This window comes from Psychrobacter sp. 72-O-c (genome assembly GCF_904846605.1).
GTDB lineage: Bacteria > Pseudomonadota > Gammaproteobacteria > Pseudomonadales > Moraxellaceae > Psychrobacter.
The window spans coordinates 32,818-52,587 of record NZ_CAJHBI010000018.1 but is presented as its reverse complement, the minus strand read 5'-3'; the positions used below and the strand labels follow the sequence as shown (position 1 = coordinate 52,587).

Sequence of the window (19,770 nt, the reverse complement as noted above, 5' to 3'; positions counted from 1 at the left end):
CAATCATGAAACACTCGTATCCCGACCACGTATTGATCGTTGACGTCAGTCCACGTGATGGCTTGCAAAATGAGTCTAAAACCGTACCGACTGCCATCAAGCAAGCTCTGATTGAAGACTTGATTGCCGCTGGGGTTAAAAAGCTCGAAGCTACTAGTTTTGTGTCACCGAAATGGGTACCGCAAATGGGCGATAATGGCGAGCTGCTGGATGCACTTAAGCCAACACGACATGATGATGTCTGTTATTCGGTATTGGTACCCAATATGCGCGGTTTTGAAAATGCTATCGTGCATCGTCCTGATGAAATTGTCATATTTGGCTCAGCAAGTGAAACTTTTAGCCAAAAAAATATCAACTGTAGCATCGATGAAAGTATTAAGCGCTTTGCTCCGGTAGCTGCTGCTGCTAAAGAGCATGGTATCAAAGTGCGCGGTGTCATTTCCTGTACGGTCGGCTGTCCTTATGAAGGTGATATTGACCCCAGTCAAGTAGCGTATGTGACCAAGCGTCTGGTCGAGATTGGTGCCGGACAGATTGGTATTGCTGATACTATTGGCGTTGGCACCCCACTTAAAGTTCAGCGTGCTCTACAAGCAGCGCTTGAATATGTTGATATAGCAGCGATATCGGGGCACTTTCATGACACTTATGGTCAGGCATTGAGTAATACCTTAGCGGCATTGCAGATGGGTGTGCGCGAGTTTGATACGTCTGTCGCTGGGCTTGGTGGTTGTCCATATGCCAAAGGGGCAACCGGTAATGTGGCGACTGAAGATGTGGTCTACATGCTGCATGGTATGGGTATCCGTACCGGTATTGATTTGGATAAACTGGTCAGCGCCGGCGAGCGGATCAGTGCATTTTTGGAACGTCCTAATGGCTCCAACGTTGCGCGTGCATTGATTAACCAGCGTTAGTCTTGAGCTATTAATCAATAAAAGTACCCTACGCGCTAATAACCTTTAAAAATATTAATAGATTAGAACCTAAAATATAAGGAACGATTATGAGTTTACCCGGATTAGACTTTCAGCTTGGCGAAGATATCGATGCGCTACGTGATATGGTGCAAAAATTTGCGGCGAATGAAATTGCCCCGCGTGCCGCTGAGATTGATTCTAGCGATGAATTCCCAATGGATTTATGGCAAAAAATGGGTGATTTAGGCCTTCATGGTATCACCGTACCTGAAGCTTACGGCGGTGTCGATATGGGCTACGTCGCGCATATGATCGTGATGGAAGAGATTAGCCGCGCGTCTGCATCGGTTGCCCTTAGCTATGGCGCCCATTCAAACTTATGCATCAATCAGATTAAGCGTAACGGTAGTGAAGAGCAAAAGCAAAAATACCTTCCTAAGCTGCTTAGTGGTGAATTTATTGGTGCATTAGCCATGAGTGAAACCGGTGCTGGTTCTGATGTTACCAGTATGAAGCTCAAAGCCGAAGAAAAAGACGGTAGCTATATTTTGAACGGCAGCAAAATGTGGATTACTAATGGCCCTGATGCTGATGTGATGGTGGTTTATGCCAAAACCAATCCTGAGCTTGGTGCAAAAGGAATGACCGCCTTTATCGTTGAAAAAGGTATGGCAGGCTTTGGTACGGCACAAAAACTCGACAAATTAGGCATGCGTGGCAGCCATACTGGCGAGATGACCTTTAATAACGTTGAAGTCCCTAAAGAAAATATCTTAGGTGAATTAAATACTGGCGTTAAAGTATTGATGAGCGGCTTAGATTATGAGCGCGCAGTATTGGCCGCTGGTCCGATTGGAATTATGCAATCGGTGATGGACAATGTGGTGCCTTATATTCATGATCGCAAACAGTTCGGGCAAGCCATTGGTGAGTTTCAGCTGATTCAAGGTAAAGTTGCAGACATGTATACCATTCTGCAAGCTGGTCGTAGCTTTTTATATACGGTCGGTAAAAACCTTGATATGTTGGACCAACGTGGCGCTGGACACAGTAGGGAAGTGCGTAAAGATTGCGCCAGTGTCATTTTATGGTGTGCTGAAAAAGCCACGTGGATGGCAGGTGAAGGCATTCAGATATTTGGCGGTAATGGCTATACCAATGAATATCCGCTTGGTCGTTTATGGCGCGATGCCAAGTTGTATGAGATTGGCGCGGGTACCAGTGAAATTCGCCGTATGCTAATCGGTCGTGAGCTGTTTAATGAGACCAAATAATTGCAGTATAATGTGATTTAATCAGCCTGTAATAATGAATCTATGATTGCAGTCTGATATGAAAATTCAGCCAATAAAAAAGCAGTAGGTCTAGGACTTACTGCTTTTTTGTTACCTACTTATTAGCTGTTTTTTTACTGGCTATCTATTCTATTTGGCATGTTTATTTTATTTGACATGTTTATTTGGCATGAATATGATCAAAATACCGTGCCAAGCCATTCAACAGTAAGTCTTCACGCAGTCGCACCGGACGATTAACATGTTGGGCAATCATAGCCGCATCGCCACCAGTCATGATTAGCTCAAAGTTTGGATGACGGTGGGTAATTTCATTCACCGCGCCAACGATTGATAACAAGATACCTCGGTGTACCGCATCCTGTGTGGTGATGCCTTGGGTAATACTATCAAAAGTGCCGTTAGAGATAGTGATTTGCTTGGTACCTGAAAATAATGACTCACGCTGAAGATAGATATTAGGGAAAATATAACCGCCTAAATGTTCTGCATGATCGATCAAATCAATCGTCACAGCCGTACCGCAACCAATCACACATTGACGCTTTTTCTTATCCACGGCACCCAGCATTTGTAGCCAGCGGTCGCATCCTAATTGGTCAGCGTTATAAGCGCTACCCATTAAGGGATGAGCGGCATCAACATTGACAAACTCAAAGGGAATATCCAGCCGACTTAAGGTTTCTGAGACCTTTAGATTTAATTCGTCACCCAACACTGACGAGATACCAATAAAATCAGGGGCATAGCGCTCAAAGCGATCCGTTAAACCCATAAGTAATTCGGCAGGCGCTTGCAAATGCTGCTTGGCATCATGCGAGACAATCTGCCCGATATCATCGGTGAGCCAGTATTTAAGACGGGTATTTCCTAAGTCAAGCCAGAGCATAAATATCCTTATATAAGTGCCCGTTGTATATGCCGTTTAAGCATCATTAATAACGTCAATACGACCAGTAAAAAGCGCGATAAGCTTACCGTTATCTTGCCTTAATTGCAAACAGCCATGCGTATCAATACCGCAAGCATAACCAGTGGTAACATGGCGTTTATCATTATGGTTTTGGGTGACACGCAGTCGCAATCCTACCAGCGCATCCATTGTGACAAACTGAGTCATAAATTCATCGGTATATTGAGTTTGTGAGGTTGGCTTTTCAGTAGCCAGTTGCTCAAAGCAAGTCATCGCGGCCATTAAAGCGTTACTGATTTGCTGATAAAGTTCTTGTAAATTTGGCAAAGTGATACTGGTTTTTTCTGGTTGAGAGGGATGAGTAGCTTGAGAAGCATTGTCATGGGAAGCTTCGATAGTGTCTAGCAGCTCATAAATGTCTTGTAAGCTAATCGCTTGATAGCTCATTCCTTCACTCGTTTGCGTGGTCAACGCTGGCGTCGCTCGTACATTGAGGCCAACGCCCATGACTACGCCAGCTAATTTACCTGCACGCCATACGGGCTCGATCAAAATACCAGCAAGTTTATTGAAGTAATTAATATTTGCATGGCTATCCTCTGTTTCAGCATTATTTTTACTTTGAGATGATGGAGCATAAAACCCCAAATCATTGGCCCATTTCACCCCAATAGGAACCAATCCTTGCGCACGCAGTTGCTCATTGAGCGCTCGTACGACGGGTATTTTTGCTAGCTCAACGCCGATGACTAAGGACAGTAGACCGCTGATCGGCGCTTGAACCGGATGATATAGTGACAGATAAACATTGCCGCGCGGTGACTGCCACGAGCGCTCACGTTGTCCACGACCTGCGGTTTGGGTCTCAGCGGTTAATAGATGCGGTTTATCTGCACTGAGAGTTCCAGTCTGTATAGCTTCAATCAGCTCGCTATTGGTAGAGGCACTACTGACAACATGGCGATGGTTAAGTTCTTTTAGGAGGATAGATAGCGGCATAATTTTAGTCGATGTGGTTAATTTAGCGTGGGTAATCTTTGATATACTGAGGCGGTTGTGGAAAACAAAAGAAAGTCGGCTTCTCGAATGAAACAGTAAAAGCGTCACCTTATTATCATATAAACATAAGCTCAATAAAAGTTAAGTCAGATAATTCGGTACAATAAAAAGTAAGCATAATAAAAGATAAGTACATTAAAAGGTAAACTCGATGATGTTATATGTATGGTTTGTGATTGCAGGTGCGTTCGCAGGAGTCAGCGCTGGCTTGTTTGGTGTGGGCGGCGGAATGATTATCGTGCCAGCGTTAGTGTGGATTTTCACGGCCTATAATTTCCCGCCTGAAGTGGTCACTCATTTAGCGATTGGTACGTCGCTGGCCACTATCGTTGTGACTTCAATCAGTTCAATGACTGCGCATAATAAGCGTGGCGGTGTGCGCTGGGAAGTCTGGCGCAGCATGGCTATTGGTTTGGTCATTGGTAGCTTGATTGGTGCGGGCGTTGCTGACGCGATTAATGGTCAAGCATTGCAAGCCATTATTGGTGTAGGTGCCTTATTGGTCGCCTTAAAAATGCTGTTCTTCTCTACCAAAGAGCAAGTGGGTAAGCCGTTACCGCCTACTGGCGTGCAGTTTGGCGCGGGTACCGGTATTGGTTTGGCCTCGTCTATTTTTGGTATTGGCGGCGGTAGTTTGACCGTCCCATATTTGAATTGGGCAGGACTTCCAATGAAGCAATCGGTGGGCACATCTGCTGCGTGTGGACTCCCGATTGCTATTGCAGGGGCACTGGGTTTTGCATGGTTTGGTCAAGGTGAAGTCAATCTACCAGAGGGCACGATAGGCTTTGTACATATTTCTGGCTTTTTATGTATTTCAGTAGTCAGCTTTATCATGGCAAAAGTCGGTGCCAAGCTTGCACATCAATTGCCAGCCTTGATGCTAAAACGCGCCTTTGGAGTGTTGCTATTGTTTGCTGGCGGACAGTTATTGCTCACTGGTATTGGGGTGTTGTAGGAATACTTCTACTAATAATGGTAAACGGCTTAAAAAATATAAACCCCAAAAAAACCCCACAATTTCAGGTAGAATAGCCGCCTGTTTTTGCTGATATCACTGATTGTTCATGCGTTTAAAATCTCTAAAATTGGCAGGCTTTAAATCTTTCGCCAACTCAACTACCTTTACCTTTCCCCGTGGCATTACCGCTATTGTTGGGCCCAATGGCTGCGGTAAATCAAATGTGATTGATGCTATTCGTTGGGTATTGGGCGAAACCTCTGCCAAGCAGTTGCGTGGCGGGGCGATGAGTGATGTTATTTTTGCAGGCACGCAAGATAAGGCGGCGAAAAGTGTCGCCAGCGTCGAGCTAACCTTTGAGCATACTCAAGACGAGCAAACCGGCATTCGCCATGAGTTCAATCTATATCAAGAGCTGTCTGTCCGCCGTCAGGTAAATTTGGAGGGGCGCTCAGATTACTTTATCAATGGCACGCGTTGCCGTCGCCGTGATGTGATCGATGTGTTTTTGGGAACTGGCCTTGGCGCACGCAGTTATGCGGTCATCGAGCAGGGCATGATTGGGCGCATTGTTGATTCTAATCCATTGCAGCTACGTGAATTTATCGAAGAAGCGGCAGGGGTCTCGCGCTATCAAGCAAGACGTGCGGAAACGCAAAAGAAATTAGAGAAAACCAAAGATAATCTAGCACGCCTGTATGATATGCAAAGCGAGCTGGAACGCCAACACAAAACTCTTTCCAAACAAGCCACTAGTGCCCAGCGCTATAATGAGCTGACCGAAACCCTTGCTGATATTAAGCAGCAACTGGCTATTCAGCAGTTGTATCAAGCCAAACACACTCAGCAGCAGCATAAAGTCGAGCATGAGCGCAGCGCTACAGCAGTAATTACGCTACAAGCTGATTATGAAAGCCTCAAGGCCAAGCAAGACAAGCTCACCGCACAAATTAACCAAGAGCAGTGGCTCAAAGACGATACTCAAAGCGCGCACTATCAACAGCAACTAAGCTACCAACAAGCTGAGCATCAACTAAATGATGGGCAAGCACAGCTTACTCAAATTAAGCAGCAATTAACCAGTTTGGATGAGCAGCGAGAGCAGACGGTAGCTGAGATTGATAACCTGAAAATAGAACAAGCAGAGCAACAGGCTGCGCTAGAAAAACTACGCCCACAACTTGCTGAGATAACTGCCAAACGCGACGCGCATAAATATAATGAACAGCCGTTACAGCAAGCGTGGCATGAGGCACAAAACCAGCTGTCACGTCTTCAAGATAGCGAGCGTACGCTTGATCAGCAACAAGCTATTAACACGCAAGCGCAAAAGCGCCACCAGCTTAGTCAAGCCAAATGGGCCCGCCGTCAGCATAGTTGGCAGACGCTATGGGAGCAGCTGCAACAGTCTACGGATGCCTCTGATGTGGATAGCCTGCAAGATTCAGACTCCCAAACTTTAAACCCTAAAGCATTAAATCTACAAATTTTAAATAGCCCCTCAAGCACGCAAATAGCTGAGCTTAATAGTCAGCTACAACAAATCGCAAGGCAACAGGATAGTGTAGAAGAACGCCTATCGGAGCTACAACCGCAACAGCGTACGTTACAGCAGCGTTTGATTGAACAGCAACGCGATGTAGCTGAGCATGAAAAACGCCATGCGCTACTGGCTGGCGAGTATGATACCTTGCACCAGATATTACATCCTAAGCCAATTAAAAAACCTCAGCACCAACTCTCTAATTTGATAAAAAACTCAGAAAGTAATTCGGGAGATAAAGCATTAAGCAACTATCAACAGCTGCCTATTACCACCTTACGTGAGCAGATTGAGCTGAGTGTACAAGGGCAGCAATACGCACAAATACTCGATAGTTTATTGGCAATTTGGCTTGATAGTCATGTGTTCTTACCAAGCCAATATAAGGTTAATGCTCAACAAGCGGCTAATCTGCCAGCACAATTTGAGCGCTATTTGCCGGAGTTGCTGGCTTATCAAAATAGTCAAAACTCGCAGGAAGGTCTGCTGACTGAAACTAGCCATAGTTTATGGTTACCTATTGATCAAGCTGCTTCCCAAGATAATAGCCAGAAAAATGTTTTTATTAACACTTTACCAAATGAGCTTAAAGATAAAGTTTTCCCCTTATCGCAGCTGATTGCTCGTCCAGCCTTGGCGTTATGGCAGCAATGTTATTTATATATTGCTCGAAATGATAACAAGACCAACGTTGAGCAAACGGAAGAACTTACTGTTATTCTCAAAAAATTACCTCCATCAGCGATGTTGTTGACCACCGATGGTTGGTTAATTAGTAGCAAGGGCACGATAAATCTCAGTAAATTTACTGGGGCGCAAGATGAGCAGGCCGATAACCAGAGCAATAGTCAATTTCTAACCCAGCGGCTTAGTCAGCGTACACGTTTAGAAAAATTAGACATACTGCTTGACGAGGGTGAGGCGCAAATAACAACGCAGCAGCAGAGTATCAGTCAAAACCAGCGTGATTATGATGCGTTAACCATAAGCCTTGAAGAAACTCGTGCCCAAGCTGAACAGCTGACACGCGATCAATATAAAATTCAGCAGCAATTGACCACCCAGCAAGCTGCCTATGAGCGCTTGCAAGCCGATGAGTTGCGCTTAAATGCTGATAAAGCAGCACTTGCTGAAGAACAGCAAGAGTTAGAATATGAGCAAAAAGCTTTGGATAGCGAGCAGCAGAAAATTCAAGAGGATATTGAAACGCTGATACCAAAATTAACTGAAGCGCAGGCCAATCGTCAGCAGTTACAAATCGCACGCAACGAACTCAGCCGCGCTCGTCAAGCAGATGATGAAGCATGGCAAGCCTTACAGCTTAGTATCCAGCAGAGTGAGATGCGTTTAGAGCATAGTACGAGTAGTCTCGCGCGTGCGACCGAACAACATGATAAGTCGAAGCAAAATGAACAGGCCTTGATAACACGACTTGAGAATTATCAGCAGCAACTGCCAGACTTGCAAATCGTATTACAAACGGCGCAAACGGCACGTGATGAGCAGCAACTATTATTGACCGAGCGAGAAACGGTGTTGACCGCGCTCAAGCATGAGTATAGTGAGCAACAGTCAGCACTGGATGCGTTGCAAACTGAATTGCAAACCAAGCAAAGTAAGCTGGCGAGTAACGCGACCGAACTGGCGTTGAGTGAAGCGCGGTTAAACGATGCCAGCACCCATGCGCACGATGCTTTGGCGGAATATTATCAGCTTAGTAATAAGCATGATAATGGACAAGCGCTACAGACTATCAGTGTTTCAAGCTTATTAACTGACTTTATCACTCATGAGCGCCGCGTGCGTCCGGATAAAATTATTGAACTACAGACTGAGCAAAACCAACTTGAGCAGCAGCTGAGTAAAATTGGTGCGGTAAATTTAGCGGCCGTGGCTGAACTGGCTGAGGTCAATGAGCGCTTAGCGCCGCTGGCACAGCAGACAGAAGATATTGCTGCTAGCATGGACACCTTAACGGATGCGATCGCTTCTATTGATGAGACTACCAAGACCCTGTTTATGCAAACGCTGGATGCGGTCAATACTGATCTTGCTGATTTATTTGCCAAGGTATTCGGCGGTGGTCATGCCAGCTTAAGCTTGAATTTGGATGAGTTGCCGATTAATACGCCAAAGTCAGAACAGTGGCGCGCAGGCTTAACCTTAATGGCGCAACCAAAAGGCAAGCGTAACAGCCGCCTAGCGGTGCTCTCAGGGGGCGAGAAGACACTAACGGCGCTCAGCTTAATTTTTGCTATCTTTAAACAGCATCCAGCACCATTTTGTGTCCTTGATGAAGTGGATGCCCCGCTTGATGATGCTAATGTCGCACGCTTTACCAGTCTTATACATGAGCTGGCAGGCGACTTACAGTTTATATTTATCAGCCATAATAAGCTTTCTATGCAGATTGCCGATGAACTCAAAGGTATCACTATGCCAAACGCGGGTATTTCAACCTTAGTCAGCGTCTCCTTAGATGAGGCCGCGCACTATATTGAAAGCTAGTATTAAGAATTAGCATTTAAAGCTGGCTGGTATTGTTGTTTAGAGTCGATAGCTGATATTGAGCATTATAGACGCCTTAATATTGAGTAATAATGTTGGACGGACTATAAACCATCACAATGTGGTGACGACTTCCGTCAGCCATGCTAGAATATTGCCGTTCATACTATCTTTTATTTTTGTCATAGTTATTAGGATATATTTCTCATGACCGCTATTCAGTTTATATTGATTGCTATTGCTGCGTTTATCGTACTTGCAGGGCTGTTTATGGTCATTCGTAGCTTGAAGCGGCGCAAAAATGCCGAAGCAGCGGCGGTCAATTATGATAAAAATGGTATTCCCATTATCCCACGTCATGAGCGCAATATCGTCGATCAGCCAGATTTTGACGATACCGTCGCTGGCGAGACTACTATTGGCCCCGATCGTGATTATTTAAATGCGGTAGTTGAAGACGAGCCTTTGACCCAGACCCACACCAAGGTCGATGCGCAACTGACCGCAGGTCGCGGTGAAGCCGAACATGATACAGATGCCGCCTCTGAGGCAGCTTATGCGCGCTGGCAGGCTGAGGAGCAAAACGCAGATAAAGCTGAGTTTGCGTATGTCGCTGACCAGATGCAGACGAATGGTGAGCAAGAGCCTGATGCTTTTTCTAGCCTAATGTCTGCCACTGACAACCTCATGCCATCGATAGATACTGCAGAAGAACCGAGATTTACGGATAACAGTCCAATACTTGACCAGCATCTGTTAGAGCCGGTTGACCAAGCACAAAACGGCCCACTGATTAATGCCAAAGACAATATTAATATCACCATCTTGCCGCATCAGTATCGCGACCGTCTACCGACGGTCATTCGTGGTCGTGATCTATTAGCCTTAATTGATAAATACGGTTTACGCTTTGGGGCGATGAATATGTTTCATCGCTATGAGCAAAAAGACGGCACTGGGATGTTATGGTTTAGCATGATGGGCATCACTGATAATGGCATTGCGCCCTTTGATCCCCATAGCGTAGCGACTAATAATTATAGCGGCGTCGTGGTGTTTTTATCCTTGCCGCATCCGCAAGCGTTGCGTAGCTTTGATAGTATGATGAGCATCGCCTATATGATGGCCAGCGACTTAGATGCGATAATGCTCGATGAGAATAACGAGCCTATCACTTCTGAATACAAGCAGCAGCTACGCAATCAAGTCCGTGATTACGAAGATTAAAATATTTAACAATTTATATTCTTCAAAAGCTAAATAGCTTAAACGAGGCAAATAATGTGATTCATTTCACGTTATTTGCCTTTATCAATTATCACAATATCCTATAAACTTGTTATGATATCGGCATCTTGAACAGTAAAGACGCCGACTATGACCGACTCACTCTTACCGACCACTTCTCAGAAAGACACCTCAGAAAAAACCATAATAAATGACATAGCAAACAATGACGCTATCATCGTGCAAATGCGCGTATTTATTGATGCGCTCAAGACTCATAACAACGCCTATTACGTGCTGGACAACCCGATCTTAGAAGACAGTGAATATGATCAGTTGCGCCGCTCCTTAATGGAGCTAGAAGAAGCGTATCCGGATTTGATGCAGCCTGACAGTCCTATCAATCAAGTCGGTGATACCCCGTTATCTGCCTTTACCCAAGTCACCCACGATATACAGATGCTATCCCTGGGTAATGTGTTCGAATACGATGATTTGCGCGATTTTATGCGGCGGGTCAACGACCGTTTAAGTGTTGCTCAGCAGAACCCTGAATATGAAATGGAGCTAAAGCTTGATGGGCTAGCAGTGTCGCTAAAATATGTGCATGGCAAGTTTGTGCAAGCGGTCACGCGCGGCGATGGGCAAACAGGTGAGGACATAACGCAAAATGCTAAAACCATTCGGAATCTACCGTTATGGTTAGCTGCGGCGGCTGATATTGAGTTGCTAGAAGTGCGCGGTGAAGTGCTAATGCCTAAGGCGGGATTTGAGCGTCTGAATCGACTGGCACAGGAAAATGAAGATAAAACCTTCGCCAATCCACGCAATGCTGCTGCTGGTAGTTTACGTCAGCTTGATCCGGCGGTCGCGGCAAGTCGTCCGCTAGCCTTCTATGGCTATTCGATTAATCAAGGTCTACCGGATACCATCGACACTCAATCAGGCGCATTGGCATGGCTAAAAGATATTGGTTTTACCGTTAGTGCAGTAGAAGTAGTACAGAACCCACGCGAGGCGCAAGCCTACTATGAGTCAGTGATTGAGGCACGCGCTGAGCTGCCGTTTGAGATTGATGGTACGGTGATTAAGGTTAATAGTTTGGCGCTCCAGCAGCAATTGGGCTTTTTATCACGTGAGCCACGTTGGGCAACGGCTTATAAATTCCCTGCCGAAACGGTTATGACCCGCTTACAATCCATTGAGTGGCAAGTCGGGCGTACCGGACAAATCACCCCAGTCGGTAAACTAGAGCCGGTGAAAGTCGGCGGCGTTACGGTCAGCAATGTCACTTTGCATAATTTTGGTGAGATTCAACGCTTAGACGTGCGCGCAGGCGATATGGTCAGTGTTCACCGCGCTGGTGATGTCATTCCCAAAGTCACACGAGTTTGGCATGACCAACGGCCCGCCGATAGCGAACCAGTCATCTTACCGTCTACCTGTCCAGTATGCGACTCTCCGGTAGTGCTACCCGAAGACGAAGCGCTAGCTCGCTGTACTGGCGGTTTATTCTGTCCGGCCCAGCAGCAAGAAGCACTCATTCATTTTGTTTCTCGTCGCGCGATGGATATCGATGGGCTAGGCGAACGCTGGCTGATTGGCTTTTTTAATCATGGTTTGGTTAAGACCGTTGCTGATATCTATCAATTGCACAATCACCAAGACGAGCTAATTACTCTTGAAAAGCTAGGCGAAAAATCAGTACAAAATATTATTGCCGCTATCGAAGCCAGCAAACATACAACGCTATCACGCTTTATCTACGCGCTTGGCATTCGCGGAGTGGGTGAGACTACCGCGCAAAATCTTGCTCAGCAATTCGGCGATCTTGATATCTTAATGGCTGCTGACATTGAAGCATTGTTATTAACCCCTGATGTCGGCGCTATTACCGCTGAGCTTGCCTATAAATTCTTCCGTGCACCGCACAATATTGAAGTCATCACTGCGCTACGTGAGGCTGGGGTATATTGGGATAAGGTCGAGCAAAAAGCTCCTAGCGACTTACCACTTGATGGGCAGACATGGGTTATTACTGGCGCGCTGGCGAGTATGGCACGTGATGAAGCGAAAGCTAAGCTACAAGCGCTAGGTGCAAAAGTATCGGGCAGTATCTCTGCTAAAACTACAGCGCTACTGGCAGGGGAAAAGGCTGGCTCTAAATTGACCAAAGCGGAAAAACTTGGTGTAAAAATCGTAGCTGAAGAGGAGTTTTTGGCGATGGTTGGAGAGTAGATTTAGCTTCAACTGAGATTTATAGATGCGCTGGGCGCTACCACTTGCAAACATTGGATAATGTTTTATGAGAACGATAATACAAGATGCCAGCCAGCGCGAAATTGGTTGTTTTGTTAAAGGAACATCAGTCAGAGTAGAGGGGCCAAATAGGTTTAGCTACAAACCGATACAAGATATCGAAGTGGGTGACAAAGTACTATCAGCACCTGAAAATGGTATCGGAGAGCCTGTCTTTAAACGAGTGACTAAGACCTTTAAGTTTGAAAACAAAGAGATATGGTACGTTGGATATATCGATATCACTAGACCCGCTCTAACAGATATAGATGATATAGAGGATATTCATTATGCGATGTTACCAAACCATGTTGGTGTCACGCCAAACCACCCCTTTATGGTCGTGGGTAAAGGATATCATACTGATCGAGATCGTTCACTTATTGGACCGCCAGAGGATTTAGCGTTACTTGATACACCTGAATGGAGACGTGCAGATCAGCTAACGTTTGGGGATGTACTAGTGAATCCAGAAAATGGCAATCATTATGCAGTGATAGCCGCTAAACCCTTATACCAGTATGGTATTGATCAGGCCGATAATATGGCATGGATGCATGCCACACCTTATTATGCTCATGCTGTGGAAGATATTGAAGATATGGAGGAAAGCCTAAGTAAAGGCACGCTATTTGATATGGACAATATTCGTAAAACTTTTGGTCAGTTTCAAAAAACGGATATTTCCTGTAATAACTACAATATCACCACCCATGATGATGGTACAGAGTCTTATATTCCTTATACCACGACGGTATATAATCTCGAAGTTGAGGACTATCACACCTACTGTGTCGGTGGTTTTAATCAAATTATGGTTCACAATACCAACTGCGGTACTGACAACCCCGAAAATTTTCTACTTGAATATATTGCGCCCAAACGTATGCTTGGCGATGGTTATGCTGACTTCAATATGGACGCACGCAAGTGATTGAGCGTAGGGTGCGCCCAGCGCACCTAGAAAAATAAACTACTCTAACCCATCAGAAAAACTTTCTGAAAAATTAACCAAGTCACCCCAGTCCTCCGCATAAGAACCTTGCCTCACATAACGATGAAAGCTCGAATACTGCCAATCTAAACCCTTTTCAACCAATCCGTGCTTAACAGGATTGTAATGTAGATAATCCATATGCTTTATCAAGTCCGCTTCATCTCTTATTTGGTGCTCAAAAAATCGGCGTTGCCAGACACCTTTCTCTTTCCTTTTTACCTTTGAATAGCTTAACTCCTCTATTGGCAAATGGTATTGTGGGCAAGCCTGAGTAGTTAAGCGTTTTATCTGTGACCAGCGCATACTATAATCAGCATCGTTAGTAGGCATTTTCCAAATACAATGTAAATGATCAGGCAGTTGTACCCATGCAATAATTTCAAAAGGATAGTGTTGTTGAACTTGTTTTATACTATTTTTAAAGGCTTGCAAGAAGTCATCTTCACACAGTATTTTTCTTCGATTGTATGAAACCAAGGTAAAAAAATAGGTAGCGCCTGGCGTGTATGAACGGATGTACTGTGACATTTTTTATTTTCTGTATGGAAGTTTGTTTTTTTTACATGTCATAGGTGCGCGGGGCGCACCCTACAAGTTTATATATCAACTCTCTATTCTTCCGAACCACCATGCGGCTCTACATCACTCTTCTTACCATCCGGTTTAATCACGATAGGCAATACCAGCCCTTTCGCGAAGTCTTCTTCAAACACATAATCATAGCTGCTGGCTTTGATATCTGACGTGGTATGAATGATCAGCTCGATCTTTTCGCCATCGGTCAGCTCATGGGAAGTATAGCTATTGTTAAGTTGATCTAATACTTTGGGTAGTGCTTCATTACTTGCCATGCTGACGGTCAAGTTGTGCTGGGCAGTAGCGTTATCCACCTTAAAGTAGTCTGCATAGTCGCGTACATTTTGGCTATCGAGTGCAAACGGATAATCATAGTCGGTACGGTTGGCAGGCTTCTCACTAGTTGCTATGGCTGACCAATCGACAACACTTGGTGCTCTAGTATTTGCTGAATTAACAGTGCTAGTCTCAGAACTTTCAGGTGTCGTTGTTGTTTGCCCATTTAGTGCAGCCGTCTTGTTAGAAGTAGTATCGTTGTCCACGCCATCATCACAGCCGATTAGTGCCAACATACTCGCCGCACTTATTGTCATTATACTTATTAGGCGCTTCGCCATTGACCTGTCTCCCTTAGTATTATTTATAACTGCTATTATTCTGCCAGTTTTCTTCGACTTTCTCTACTAAAACCTGTAATGCTAAAATTATGACGCTAAATTCATAATGTTAAACCCATCAAACTAAATTATTTGGTATAAAAAACAGGCATAAAAAAACAGCCATCGTTTGATGACTGTTTTTTATATCTATAACAACTGACTATTTGTGAAGCTTAATAATGCATCTAATCATTAGAATAAGTCGTTATTTTCTCAATCAAAATAATAGCTTATATTTGGCAATTAACTTGGTATTCTTTACCGTCTGCCCATTTCATGGCTAGAATACCTTTATCGCCTTTCATGTGCCATGCATAGACAATTTCTGGGTTAGAGTCGTTTACATAGCTTGCGGTATCGCCTTGCACGCCACCATTTAAAATGATTGGCTGTTCTGACCATTTAATTTTAGGTAGAGTGGCGTTTAACATGACTTCTTCTTTGTTGATAGACTGTTTTGCCATGATTTTAGCGTCGTCAGTACAAGTGTAAGGCGCTGGCGCCATACGATCATAAGCAGCTTTGGTTACGCTTTCTGAAGGAGTGCTAGTACTAGGTACAGTAGGAGCGGTAGTAGCACAAGCGCTAAGTAGAGCAAGGGCTGGTAAGGCAGTAGCTAGTTTCATCATGGTATTCATAGTCTTCTCCAGAAATATAAAAATTATTGTGTATTTCGTCTTAATAACGCGTTAAGCGTATGGCGTTCATGGTAACGAAAAGCCAATCTGGACAATGTTAGAAATTGTTCCTTAGATGTTAGCTTCATTGCTCAATTCGTAGACTAATGTAATTATTCAGCTAAGCTAATAAAAGACCAATAAAAAGCGTACAACAGCTTAAGGGCTGATGTACGCTTTTGTCTAAACTGATTTGACTTATTTCATTTATATTGGCTCAGTCAGGTTAATTGATCCGTTTACTTAGTTTTACGCGGTGGCAGTCCAGTGTGCTGGGTCTGGAAATTGCCTTTGCTGACTCTTTTAGAGTTTTTGCCCACTGGACTTTTCGCAGCAGCAGCGACAGGATTATTACGTTTTACAGAGTCATTACCAAGACGACTGTTCTTTTTACGCGCCGAATGATAGCTGTCCTGCGCCGCATCACGCCCTTCTAAACTGGCGTTAAAAGGTGGTATTAGGCAGCCACGACCTTTGCCAATAAGATCGCCACGGCCCATACTTTTAAGCGCCTCACGTAGTAGTACCCAGTTTTTTGGGTCGTGATAGCGTAAGAATGCTTTGTGTAATTTGCGCTGTTTACCGGATTTGACGATATCCATGTCACCCTCAGCACGGCTAACTTTATGTAGCGGATCTTTATGGGTGTGATACATGGTTGTGGCAGTGGCCATGGGACTGGGATAAAACGCTTGTACTTGATCCGCGCGGTAGCCATGGCTTTTGATCCAAAGCGCAAGGTTCATCATGTCTTCGTCTTTGGTACCCGGATGGGCGGCGATAAAGTAAGGAATGAGGTACTGCTCTTTACTCGCTTCTTGGCTGAACTGCTCAAACATGGCTTTAAATTGATCGTAACTGCCCATGCCCGGCTTCATCATTTTCGACAAGACGCCTTCTTCTGAATGCTCAGGAGCAATTTTTAGATAGCCGCCAACATGATGACTGACCAGCTCTTTGACATATTCAGGATCTTTAACGGCCAAATCATAACGTAGACCAGAGGCAATAAGGATTTTTTTGACGCCTTTGATATCACGTGCTTTACGATATAGTTTAGTCAAATTACTATGATCGGTAATTAAATTCTCACAGACGTCAGGATAGACACAAGACGGTTTGCGGCAGTTCTTTTCAATCTTCTCATCTTTACAGCTTAGACGATACATATTAGCGGTTGGGCCACCAAGGTCAGATATCACGCCGGTGAAGTTGGGCGCAGTATCACGAATGGCTTCAACTTCGCGTAGAATGGACTCTTCTGAGCGGTTTTGAATAATACGTCCTTCGTGCTCGGTAATTGAGCAAAAAGTACAGCCGCCAAAGCAGCCACGCATGATATTCACCGAAAATTTAATCATGTCATAAGCAGGAATGCGCGCGTCGCCATAGCTCGGATGCGGTAGGCGTGCATAAGGCAAGTCAAATACGTAATCCATCTCTTCTGTCGATAGTGGAATCGGTGGCGGATTGAGCCACACATCAATCGAGGTAAATGAGTTACCGGCGCCGCTACTATGACGTTGAACTAAGGCGCGAGCATTACCAGGGTTGGTCTCAAGGTGCAAGATTCGGCTGGCATGAGCATACAGTACAGGATCAGATTTGACGTGTTCATAATCCGGCAAGCGAATAACAGTCTTTTCACGGGCTGGTAATTTCAGCTTATGTTTAAGAGCCGTTTTAGGCTTGTCTGTTTTGCTATCGTCTGTTTTAAGTTTATCAAAGCCACGCATCTGCACCACTTGGGTATCTTCATCGACTTGATCGGCATTAATAACTTTATTAGTTACCGGCTCTGCGACAAAACCTTGATACTGCGCTGACATCGATGATAGGGATTGCCCGACGGGGGAGTCAGAAGGTTTGTCTTGTTCGACTTTACAGCTATCAATGTCTTCGGTCATCACATATGGATTGATAATCGGATCAACGCGGCCAACCGTATCGACATCATTACTCGCCACTTCGATCATATCCGCTTGCCAATGGCGACGGGTCGGGGTTAATAAATAGCACGTACCACGCAGTTTGCTCATTTGCTCTAGGGTATAGCCTTTTGATAAACCGTGCACGACATCGACGATGGCGCGTTCGGCATTACCGTACAGTAATACGTCAGCACGGGCGTCGAGTAAAACACTGCGGCGTACCTTATCTGACCAATAGTCATAATGAGCAATACGGCGCAGACTGCCTTCAATACCACCTAAAATAATAGGGACATCTGGATAAGCTTCACGGCAGCGTTGGCTATAAACGATAGCGGCGCGGTCAGGACGCTTGTCTGCCACATTACCCGGAGAATAAGCATCATCGCTACGAATCTTACGGTCAGCGGTGTAGCGGTTAATCATACTGTCCATGTTGCCAGCGGTCACGCCATAGGCATAAACGGGCTTGCCGAGCTCCATAAAGGCGTCTTTACTCTTCCAATCGGGCTGGGCAATGATACCCACACGAAAGCCTTGTGCCTCTAACAAACGTCCGATAATAGCCATACCAAAGCTGGGATGGTCAACATAAGCATCGCCTGAGATGATAATGACATCACAAGCATCCCAGCCTAGCGCGTCCATTTCCTTGCGGGTCATTGGTAGATAAGGCGCAGGCTCATAGCAACTTGCCCAGTGTTTGTCGTAATCGTAAAGTGGCTTAGTGCCTTGTTTAAAAGCGGTGCGGGCGATGGTATCGGCAGACATGGGCGGACCTGTAGGCTAAGAATATGGCTATTAATAAGAGCTAAGGATATATATGATTAAAACCGCTCATCTTAACATGAATATACTTCAGGTAGTGATAAGTTATTGATAGCGTGAGTTAATCTCACGGTATTAGGGAGGCTAGATACAGTATTCTATGAGAAATAGTGTTTTCAACGGCTAATTGGGTATAGCCAAACTGTTTTAGTTCAGGGTTTAACCATATTATGCTTTAATCTCTGTGAGAGCGGTTATATATTAAGAACAGCATCTTCTAAGAACAACACTACCTAGGAGTAGGAATGCCAAGAAAAATAATAGCGCTTGTACTGTGTTTGCTGATTCCACTATCAGCGAATGCTATAGACATGAACGTATCAAATGGGTTGATGACTGTATCTTATATTTTTTATATTATAGTGCCAGTCCTGCTGATTCACCTTATAGCGACTATCTATTTTCACAACAAAGGCTATTACCGCAGTAAATCTTTTACTACTAAACATCTAATAGTTGCTCTGTTAGTTCCTATAGCGGGCATCGCTCTAATAAGCTTTGAATATTTGACCAATATGGGCAGGACAGGTATACATATTGGGACATTTTTGTCTGTTTTATTCGTATATGTATTTATGACTTTATTTTTTGCTCTTCCTTATTTTCTTCACCTTGTAGCTGACAAAGAATAGAAAAGCTATTCAGTCTTAACCACTACCTATAGCTATCAATCCAACAAAATCTTTGTACCACTCTTGGTAAAATTCATCACAAACTGACTTTTGAAATTGCGCACATTATTTTCATAAGTTAGCAAGCTGCGCGTGAACTGATGATAGTCGCTCATATTTCTAGCGTTGACCATCAACATAAAAGCAAAATCGCCCGATACTTCATAGCAGCTCATCACTCGCGACTGCGCGTCCATTAAGCGCTCAAATCGATGCTGCATCGAGTTATTGGAGCGCTCCATCTCTATCATTACCACCACTGTTAGACCGTAGCCAACCTTATCAGGATTGACAATAGCCACTTGCTTGGTAATCACGCCATTATCTATCAGTGCTTGAATTCGGCGCTGCGCAGTGGCGATAGACACATGAACGTGTTCCGCCACCGTTTTTAGTGGTAGTGTCGCATCGTCTTGTAGTAAGTTCAAAATGGCTTTATCAGTATTGTCTAAAAGCTGACTCATAAGCGTATGTCCTCTTAGATAAAATATTTGGTAGGGGTGGTGTTTTCAATTCAACATAAAAGAGAGACAGGTTGTAGCACTGTGTCTTTTCTAAATTGGCTCGACTATATTCTTGATAAAAAATTGCACAGTACTGAGAGAATATAGCTTTATTATCATAATAATTTGAAATCTAATAAATAAAGCTATTACCACGCTATTTTTAGATAAATAAAATCATAATTAAGATAATGTTGAGAT

Annotated in this window: 15 protein-coding genes; 8 read left to right on the top strand and 7 right to left on the bottom strand. The window is 44.4% G+C overall.

The genetic code is table 11. The features are described from left to right. Positions 1–5: 5 nt before the first annotated feature. Positions 6–920, top strand: a complete 915-nt coding sequence (locus JMX97_RS08300; protein ID WP_201556770.1) for a hydroxymethylglutaryl-CoA lyase — start codon at positions 6–8, stop codon at positions 918–920. Between the two features lie 89 nt (positions 921–1,009). After that, a complete protein-coding gene (locus tag JMX97_RS08295) occupies positions 1,010–2,197 on the top strand; it encodes an isovaleryl-CoA dehydrogenase (RefSeq protein WP_201556768.1) in 1,188 nt (395 codons plus the stop codon). 181 nt (positions 2,198–2,378) lie between these two features. Here the strand turns inward: JMX97_RS08295 and JMX97_RS08290 are convergent, their stop codons facing one another. Both JMX97_RS08290 and JMX97_RS08285 read right to left on the bottom strand, forming a co-directional pair. Continuing rightward, positions 2,379–3,107: a pantothenate kinase gene (locus JMX97_RS08290; protein WP_201556766.1), complete on the bottom strand. Its 729-nt coding sequence runs from the start codon at positions 3,105–3,107 to the stop codon at positions 2,379–2,381. A 36-nt stretch (positions 3,108–3,143) separates the two neighbouring features. Then, complete coding sequence (locus JMX97_RS08285) at positions 3,144–4,130, bottom strand: biotin--[acetyl-CoA-carboxylase] ligase (protein ID WP_201556764.1); 987 nt, start codon at positions 4,128–4,130, stop codon at positions 3,144–3,146. A gap of 214 nt (positions 4,131–4,344) precedes the next feature. Between JMX97_RS08285 and JMX97_RS08280 the strand changes: the two genes are divergently transcribed. The 5 genes from JMX97_RS08280 to JMX97_RS08260 all read left to right on the top strand — a co-directional run bounded on the left by JMX97_RS08280 (position 4,345) and on the right by JMX97_RS08260 (position 13,661). Next, the gene (locus JMX97_RS08280) at positions 4,345–5,148 is read left to right on the top strand and encodes a sulfite exporter TauE/SafE family protein (RefSeq protein ID WP_201556805.1); all 804 of its coding nucleotides are present in this window, start codon (positions 4,345–4,347) and stop codon (positions 5,146–5,148) included. Positions 5,149–5,257: 109 nt separating this feature from the next. Beyond that, a complete protein-coding gene (locus JMX97_RS08275; protein WP_201556762.1) occupies positions 5,258–9,202 on the top strand; it encodes an AAA family ATPase in 3,945 nt (1,314 codons plus the stop codon). A 207-nt stretch (positions 9,203–9,409) separates the two neighbouring features. Next, on the top strand, positions 9,410–10,429 hold the full coding sequence (locus JMX97_RS08270) for a cell division protein ZipA C-terminal FtsZ-binding domain-containing protein (protein WP_201556760.1): 1,020 nt from the start codon (positions 9,410–9,412) through the stop codon (positions 10,427–10,429). A gap of 150 nt (positions 10,430–10,579) precedes the next feature. Further along, a complete protein-coding gene (gene ligA / locus JMX97_RS08265) occupies positions 10,580–12,667 on the top strand; it encodes an NAD-dependent DNA ligase LigA (RefSeq protein WP_201556758.1) in 2,088 nt (695 codons plus the stop codon). A 67-nt stretch (positions 12,668–12,734) separates the two neighbouring features. Further along, positions 12,735–13,661, top strand: coding sequence for a hypothetical protein (locus JMX97_RS08260; RefSeq protein WP_201556756.1), 927 nt, complete (start codon positions 12,735–12,737; stop codon positions 13,659–13,661). Positions 13,662–13,700: 39 nt separating this feature from the next. Here JMX97_RS08260 and JMX97_RS08255 read toward each other — a convergent pair whose 3' ends face one another. The 4 genes from JMX97_RS08255 to JMX97_RS08240 all read right to left on the bottom strand — a co-directional run bounded on the left by JMX97_RS08255 (position 13,701) and on the right by JMX97_RS08240 (position 18,338). Further along, complete coding sequence (locus JMX97_RS08255) at positions 13,701–14,252, bottom strand: REP-associated tyrosine transposase (RefSeq protein WP_201556755.1); 552 nt, start codon at positions 14,250–14,252, stop codon at positions 13,701–13,703. 83 nt (positions 14,253–14,335) lie between these two features. Beyond that, on the bottom strand, positions 14,336–14,917 hold the full coding sequence (locus JMX97_RS08250; RefSeq protein ID WP_201556753.1) for a hypothetical protein: 582 nt from the start codon (positions 14,915–14,917) through the stop codon (positions 14,336–14,338). A 272-nt stretch (positions 14,918–15,189) separates the two neighbouring features. After that, a complete protein-coding gene (locus JMX97_RS08245) occupies positions 15,190–15,597 on the bottom strand; it encodes a hypothetical protein (RefSeq protein ID WP_201556744.1) in 408 nt (135 codons plus the stop codon). Positions 15,598–15,875: 278 nt separating this feature from the next. Next, on the bottom strand, positions 15,876–18,338 hold the full coding sequence (locus JMX97_RS08240; protein WP_201556742.1) for a YgiQ family radical SAM protein: 2,463 nt from the start codon (positions 18,336–18,338) through the stop codon (positions 15,876–15,878). A 302-nt stretch (positions 18,339–18,640) separates the two neighbouring features. Here JMX97_RS08240 and JMX97_RS08235 point away from each other — a divergent pair, with 302 nt between their 5' ends. Continuing rightward, positions 18,641–19,027: a hypothetical protein gene (locus tag JMX97_RS08235; protein ID WP_201556740.1), complete on the top strand. Its 387-nt coding sequence runs from the start codon at positions 18,641–18,643 to the stop codon at positions 19,025–19,027. 35 nt (positions 19,028–19,062) lie between these two features. Here the strand turns inward: JMX97_RS08235 and JMX97_RS08230 are convergent, their stop codons facing one another. Beyond that, complete coding sequence (locus tag JMX97_RS08230) at positions 19,063–19,530, bottom strand: Lrp/AsnC family transcriptional regulator (RefSeq protein WP_201556738.1); 468 nt, start codon at positions 19,528–19,530, stop codon at positions 19,063–19,065. Between the last annotated feature and the right edge of the window lie 240 nt (positions 19,531–19,770).

What these genes read in the sequence shown, in the direction of transcription:
- JMX97_RS08255 (WP_201556755.1), bottom strand. Translation starts at nt 14,252, where the DNA reads ATGTCACAGTACATCCGTTCATACACGCCAGGCGCTACCTATTTTTTT.
- ligA (WP_201556758.1), top strand. Translation starts at nt 10,580, where the DNA reads ATGACCGACTCACTCTTACCGACCACTTCTCAGAAAGACACCTCAGAA.
- JMX97_RS08280 (WP_201556805.1), top strand. Translation starts at nt 4,345, where the DNA reads ATGTTATATGTATGGTTTGTGATTGCAGGTGCGTTCGCAGGAGTCAGC.
- JMX97_RS08295 (WP_201556768.1), top strand. Translation starts at nt 1,010, where the DNA reads ATGAGTTTACCCGGATTAGACTTTCAGCTTGGCGAAGATATCGATGCG.
- JMX97_RS08285 (WP_201556764.1), bottom strand. Translation starts at nt 4,130, where the DNA reads ATGCCGCTATCTATCCTCCTAAAAGAACTTAACCATCGCCATGTTGTC.
- JMX97_RS08260 (WP_201556756.1), top strand. Translation starts at nt 12,735, where the DNA reads ATGAGAACGATAATACAAGATGCCAGCCAGCGCGAAATTGGTTGTTTT.
- JMX97_RS08245 (WP_201556744.1), bottom strand. Translation starts at nt 15,597, where the DNA reads ATGAATACCATGATGAAACTAGCTACTGCCTTACCAGCCCTTGCTCTA.
- JMX97_RS08270 (WP_201556760.1), top strand. Translation starts at nt 9,410, where the DNA reads ATGACCGCTATTCAGTTTATATTGATTGCTATTGCTGCGTTTATCGTA.
- JMX97_RS08250 (WP_201556753.1), bottom strand. Translation starts at nt 14,917, where the DNA reads ATGGCGAAGCGCCTAATAAGTATAATGACAATAAGTGCGGCGAGTATG.
- JMX97_RS08240 (WP_201556742.1), bottom strand. Translation starts at nt 18,338, where the DNA reads ATGTCTGCCGATACCATCGCCCGCACCGCTTTTAAACAAGGCACTAAG.
- JMX97_RS08300 (WP_201556770.1), top strand. Translation starts at nt 6, where the DNA reads ATGAAACACTCGTATCCCGACCACGTATTGATCGTTGACGTCAGTCCA.
- JMX97_RS08275 (WP_201556762.1), top strand. Translation starts at nt 5,258, where the DNA reads ATGCGTTTAAAATCTCTAAAATTGGCAGGCTTTAAATCTTTCGCCAAC.
- JMX97_RS08290 (WP_201556766.1), bottom strand. Translation starts at nt 3,107, where the DNA reads ATGCTCTGGCTTGACTTAGGAAATACCCGTCTTAAATACTGGCTCACC.
- JMX97_RS08235 (WP_201556740.1), top strand. Translation starts at nt 18,641, where the DNA reads ATGCCAAGAAAAATAATAGCGCTTGTACTGTGTTTGCTGATTCCACTA.
- JMX97_RS08230 (WP_201556738.1), bottom strand. Translation starts at nt 19,530, where the DNA reads ATGAGTCAGCTTTTAGACAATACTGATAAAGCCATTTTGAACTTACTA.